This is a genomic window from Actinobaculum sp. oral taxon 183 str. F0552, assembly GCF_000466165.1.
GTDB lineage: Bacteria > Actinomycetota > Actinomycetes > Actinomycetales > Actinomycetaceae > Peptidiphaga.
In genome coordinates this window covers 1-4,386 of record NZ_KE951463.1, presented here as the reverse complement: position 1 = coordinate 4,386, position 4,386 = coordinate 1, and the positions used below count along the sequence as shown (strand labels likewise).

The following is a 4,386-nucleotide window of genomic DNA, read 5'->3' as shown; positions in this document are numbered from 1 at the left end:
TTCTATAGTCTAGTGCAGGATTCCGATCTGTCAAACGCAGATTCAGCGACCCACATCACCAGCTTTGAAGCTCATGCGCACTGGAGTCATCGAACTTTCGGCTTCATGCTGCCGCTTATAGCGATTACTTCAGGCGACGGGTATATAGACTACCCCCACGCATCCACTCCGTCAAACCCCGATTATGTGAATCGGGTCACTTTTCCGAATTCGTCTGAGGCCTCGTCGGTCGGTCGGCTTCGCGGCCGGCGGTCGAGGCCCCGACTCCGAATCTCCCCCGTCGGGAGGGATGGGAGGAGCTTGCCGAGCGGGCATCGCCGAGGTCTTTCCCCGTCCGTCGAGACGGGGAAAGACCTCGGCGAGATCGGCGAGATAGGTCACCGGGAACGGGCTCCGATCGCCGCCTTCATGCGGGCGAATTCCCGATCCACCTCGGGATCGTCCTCATAGGTGAGCCGGCTGACGAGGATCGCCACGATGAGGTTGAGGAGAAATCCTGGGACTATCTCGTACATATGCGTCTTCAGGACGTCGACGTTCGCCCATACGAAGACCGTCACCGCGCCGGTGACCAGCCCGGCGAGGGCACCGGTGGCGGTCAGCTTCCTCCAGTAAAGGCAGAGGACGACGAGGGGCCCGAAGGCCGCGCCGAAGCCGGCCCAGGCGAATTCGACCAGCTTGAGTATGGCCGAATTGCGGTCGAGCGCCATGAACGCCGCCACCACGGCGACGGCGAGCACGCTGAGCCGGCTGAGAACGAGCAGATTCCTCGCAGACACTCGACGCCCCATGATCGAATAGAGGTCCTCGACCAAAGCGGACGCGCACACGATCATCTGACTCGACATCGTGGACATGATCGCCGCCAGCACCGCGGCCAGCACGAGGCCCGCGACGAACGGATGGAAGAAGATCCTGCTCATGACCAAGAAGACCTCTTCGGACTCGTTTTTTCCGAGTTTTATCTCCGGAGAGCCGGCGAAGTACCCGATCCCGATGAGCGCGGTGAAAATCGCGCCCGAGGCGGTCAGCACCATCCAGAAGAGGCTTATCCTGCGAGCGGTCTTCGCCTCTCCCGGGGAGCGCAAGGCCATGAAACGGACGATGATGTGCGGCTGCCCGAAGTATCCCAATCCCCATGCCGCCGTGGATATCGTCGCGACGATCCACACGAAGGCGTTGCCGGAGAATCCGGAGAACAGATTGAAGGCCTCGTGTTTGACGTCCGCGATTCGATCGGTGGCCTCAGACCACCCGCCGAGCTCGACGACGGTGACGATCGGCACCGCTATGAGCGCCGCCAGCATGAGGAGGCCCTGGGCGACGTCGGTGAGGGTGGCGCCCAGGAAGCCGCCGAACAGGGTGTAGGCCAGCGTGATGAGGGCGACGACGAACATCCCGACGAAGTAGTTCCAGCCGAAGGAGCTGACGAAGAACTTCCCTGCGGCGACCATGCCCGACGACACGTAGAAGGTGAAGAAGACGAGGATGACCAGAGCCGCCACTATCCGCAGCTGCCGCGAGTTCCGCTTGAGCCTCTTGGCGAAGAAACTCGGGATCGTGATCGCGTTGTCCGTGATCTCCGAATATGCCCGCAGCCGCGGAGCGATGAAACGCCAGTTGACCCAGGCGCCGACGGTCAGGCCGATGGCTATCCAGGCCTTGATGAGGCCCGCGGTGTAGATGGCGCCCGGCAGGCCCATGAGGAGCCAACCCGACATGTCCGCGGCGTTGGCGGAGAGCGCCGCCATGGTCGGGGTCAGCTGACGTTCGGCCAGCATGTAGCCGTCGACGTTCGCAGTCCGACGGTAAGCGTAGTAGCCGATGCCCAGCATGCCGGCGAAATACAACAGAATGGCCGTTATCTGGTATGTCTGATCCGACACTTTCCGTCTCCTCTCGAGTCATGGAACCGTTTCGAGCCGCGAAACCGTTAGCCGCATCCTACAGGCAATCGATACCCAGACTTTAACGATTCTTTAACCTGAGACTCTCGGGGCCGGCTCGGAATCGGCATGACAAGCCGTGACCGCCGGAAGGCCTTCCGGCGGTCACGGGCGCGATTCGATCCACCGCAGGGCTATCCGCCGCAGCGCTCCATGACGAGTTCGCGGACGCGCGCGGCATTCGCCTTGCCGCCCGTCGCCTTCATGACGGCGCCGACGATCGCGCCGGCCGCTTGCACCTTGCCTGCGCGGATCCTGTCCGCGACGCCGGGGTTGGCGGCCAGGGCGGCATCGACGGCCGCGGCCAGGGCGCCGTCGTCACTCACGACCTCCAAACCGCGTGCGGCCACGACTTCGACGGGGCTCCCCTCGCCGGCCAGGACGCCCTCGAGGGCCTGACGCGCGAGTTTGTCAGTGAGCTTGCCGTCGCGGACGAGGCCGTCGAGCTCGGCCACGTCCGCGGGCGCGATCGGAACGTCCTCCAATTCGACCTCGGCTTCCTTCGCGTATCGGGCGATGTCTCCCATCCACCATTTGCGCGCGCCTGCCGGTTCGGCGCCGGCGCGAACGGTCGCCTCGACGACGTCGATGGCCCCTGCGTTGACGAGATCGCGGAGCTCCTCGTCGGACAGCCCCCACTCCTCCTTGACGCGCCGCCGCCGGGCGGCTGGAAGCTCGGGCATGCCCGCGCGCAGTTCGGCGACCCACTCCCGCGGGGGCGCGACGGGCACGAGATCCGGCTCGGGGAAGTACCGGTAGTCCTCGGCGTCGGACTTCACCCTGCCCGAGGAGGTCGAGCCGTCCGCCTCGTGATAGTGCCGGGTCTCCTGGACCACCTGCCCGCCATCGGCCAGAATGGCCGCCTGACGCCGGATCTCGTAGCGCACGGCGCTCTCGATGCCGCGGAAGGAGTTGACGTTCTTCGTCTCGGTGCGGACGCCCAACGGGGAGTCGGGGCCCTCCCGGAGGGAGACGTTGACGTCGGCGCGGACGTTTCCGCGCTCCATCCGCGCCTCGGAGACGCCCAGCGCGCGGAAGACATCGCGAAGCGAGCGCACGTAGGCGGCGGCGATCTCCGGAGCGCGGGCTCCGGCGCCGGTCGCGGGACGGGAGACGATCTCCACGAGCGGCACGCCCGCGCGGTTGTAGTCGACCAAGGAGTACCGCGCCCCCTGGATGCGCCCGTCCTGGCCGCCGACATGGGTGTTCTTCCCCGCGTCCTCCTCCATGTGGGCGCGTTCGATCGGGAAGCGGTACGTCGATCCGTCGGCCAAGTCCACGTCGAGATGCCCGTCGAAGGCGATCGGCTCGTCGGACTGCGAGGTCTGGAAGGCTTTGGTCAGATCGGGGTAGAAGTAGTTCTTCCTGGCGAAACGGCACGTCCGCGCGATCTCGCAGTTGAGGGCGAGGCCGATCTTGACGGCGTATTCGACGGCCTTCGCGTTGACGACGGGAAGGGAGCCCGGCAGCCCCAGGGAGACGGGCGTGATGTTCGTGTTGGCCTCGCCGCCGAAGGCGTTGGGCGCGCCGTCGAACATCTTGGTCGCCGTGCCCAGTTCGACGTGCACCTCCAGGCCGATGACGGGATCGAAGCGCGAGACGGCCTCGTCGAAGTCCATGAGTGCGTCCATCAGGCCCGCTCCTCCCAGGTCGCGGCCGGGCAGCTCGAGGCGAGGGGCTCCCCGAGCCCCGCCTCGACCGCTCCGGCGATTCGGTACATGACGTCGTCGGCGTGCGCCGGGGCGAGGACCTGCAGGCCCACGGGCAGACCGTCGCCGGCCAGCCCGCACGGCAGGGAGATGCCCGGGATCCCAGCCAGATTCGCCGGAATCGTCGTCACGTCGAGAAGATACATCGCCAGGGGGTCGTCGAGCTTCGACCCCAGGGGGAAGGCCGTCACCGGCGAGGTCGGCGAGACAATCGCGTCCACCTCGCCGAAGGCAGCGTCGAAGTCCCGCTGAACGAGGGTGCGCACCTTCTGGGCGCTGCCGTAGTAGGCGTCGTAGTACCCGGAGGACAGGACGTGCGTGCCGAGGATGATCCGCCGCTTGACCTCGTCCCCGAAGCCGGCGCCGCGAGTGGCGGCCATGACGGTTTCCGCGGTCACCGGCCCCTCCTTCGGCTCGACGCGGATGCCGTAGCGCATGCCGTCGAACCGGGCGAGGTTGGAGGAGACCTCGGCGGGCATGATCAGGTAGTAGGCCGCGAGCGCGTAGTCGAGCGAGGGGCAGGAGACCTCGACGATCTGCGCTCCCAGTTCCCGCATGCGCTCGACCGCGGCGTCGAAGGCCGCGAGGACGCCTTCCTGGTATCCCTCGCCGGAGAGCTCGCCGACGACGCCGATCCGCAGGCCCTCCAGCGGCAGCTCGCGCCGCGCGGACTGCGCCGCGATGTCCTCCAGCGGCGGGACAGGCGAGTCGAGGGAAGTCGAGTCGAGGGG

Annotated in this window: 3 protein-coding genes; all 3 read right to left on the bottom strand. The window is 66.5% G+C overall.

Annotated elements, in window-relative coordinates:
* Positions 1-377: 377 nt before the first annotated feature.
* Positions 378-1,886 (bottom strand): sodium/proline symporter PutP, encoded by a 1,509-nt coding sequence (gene putP, locus HMPREF0043_RS08795; RefSeq protein ID WP_021602695.1) that lies wholly within the window; start codon positions 1,884-1,886, stop codon positions 378-380.
* Between the two features lie 194 nt (positions 1,887-2,080).
* Positions 2,081-3,577 (bottom strand): Asp-tRNA(Asn)/Glu-tRNA(Gln) amidotransferase subunit GatB, encoded by a 1,497-nt coding sequence (gene gatB / locus HMPREF0043_RS08790; RefSeq protein ID WP_021602694.1) that lies wholly within the window; start codon positions 3,575-3,577, stop codon positions 2,081-2,083.
* Positions 3,577-4,386, bottom strand: an 810-nt coding sequence (locus HMPREF0043_RS08785; RefSeq protein WP_021602693.1) for an amidase family protein, incomplete at its 5' end; no start/stop codon positions are given. The genes gatB and HMPREF0043_RS08785, both read right to left, overlap by 1 nt.

Bases quoted from the DNA above. Each gene is read 5' to 3' on its own strand.
- gatB (WP_021602694.1), bottom strand. From the start codon at position 3,577: ATGGACGCACTCATGGACTTCGACGAGGCCGTCTCGCGCTTCGATCCC.